Source organism: uncultured Campylobacter sp., assembly GCF_938045465.1.
In the GTDB taxonomy this organism is placed as follows: Bacteria; Campylobacterota; Campylobacteria; order Campylobacterales; family Campylobacteraceae; genus Campylobacter_B.
Genome location: NZ_CALIBF010000068.1, coordinates 1 through 1020, shown reverse-complemented (window position 1 = coordinate 1020; position 1020 = coordinate 1). Strand labels below are relative to the sequence as shown.

Below are 1020 nucleotides of genomic sequence, written 5' to 3'. Positions count from 1 at the left end.
ACGAGCTTAAAAAGGACTTTTCGCTGCAAAGCGTAGACGCGGGTGAGCTTGCATTTTTCGTGCGGGCGGCGCTTTGGAATATCAAATTTAAGCGCTATAGTTGGGATGTGAATCTTGCGCGCAAGGATTTGGAGTGCGCGGCTAAAATTTTCGGCTCGGCGCAGGCGCAAAGCTATCTGGATCACGGCACGGGCGAGCTTGAGGGCGAGCTAGTAAAATTTAAAGACGCGGACGTAGAGTGTCTAGCGAACGACGTTTTCGCGCAAGTTCGAGTAAAAATCAAAAATGAAACGGCGGACGCGTATAAAAAGGCGCTAAATTTCATCATAAAGCTGCTGCAAGCGGGCTTTGCTGCAAGCTACGCCGTAAAGCTTAGCTCTAAAGCGCAGAAAATTTATCTGCCGATCGAGGGCCTTGCACCCACGCCCACGCACCGATTTTTCGCCGCCGCGCTCGCACACGAGCTGGACGGGGAGCTTGAGCTTTACGCGAACGAGGCGTTAAAGCACAGGTTTGAGTTCTACGCCGACACGGACGGCGAAAAGTGCCTAATGAGCGGCAGCTATGCAGTTTTCGGCCTCGCGCTAAAGAGCGAAAAATACTTTGGTCTCGCGCGGCGCTACTTTGAGACGGTGGATGCCGAACATCAAAGCGCGCATATTAAATTTATCGAGGCGTTTATCGATCGCTACGGCATTAGCGAGCGTAATTTAGAGGTGATCGTCGCGGGGCTGCTGTCATATCAGGAGGATAAAATTTACAAAAGCTTAAAGGCGCTAATGAAGGGGCCTGCGAACAAAGCTCTGTTTGCGCGCGCGATCTCGGGGCTACAGGAGCACGAGAAAGAAAGCGCGGCGTATGCCGTGTGGGGTAAGAACTGGCGGAAGGAAATTTCGGGTTAAATTTTGCGATTTTAAGGCTTGTCTTTTTGGTTTATACTTCGTTAGAAATTTCGCCGAATTTCAGTCACGTATTTATATATACGCTCCTTCATTCGGCTCATTTCCGCCTCGTCTAAAC

The 1020-nt window shown here is 50.4% G+C and carries 1 protein-coding gene; it reads left to right on the top strand.

Going from position 1 to position 1020, the window contains the following annotated elements; all coding sequences use genetic code 11:
- A partial coding sequence (locus tag Q0413_RS03325; protein WP_298987292.1) for a DUF6138 family protein occupies nucleotides 1-902 on the top strand: 902 nt, incomplete at its 5' end.
- Nucleotides 903-1020 lie beyond the last annotated feature (118 nt).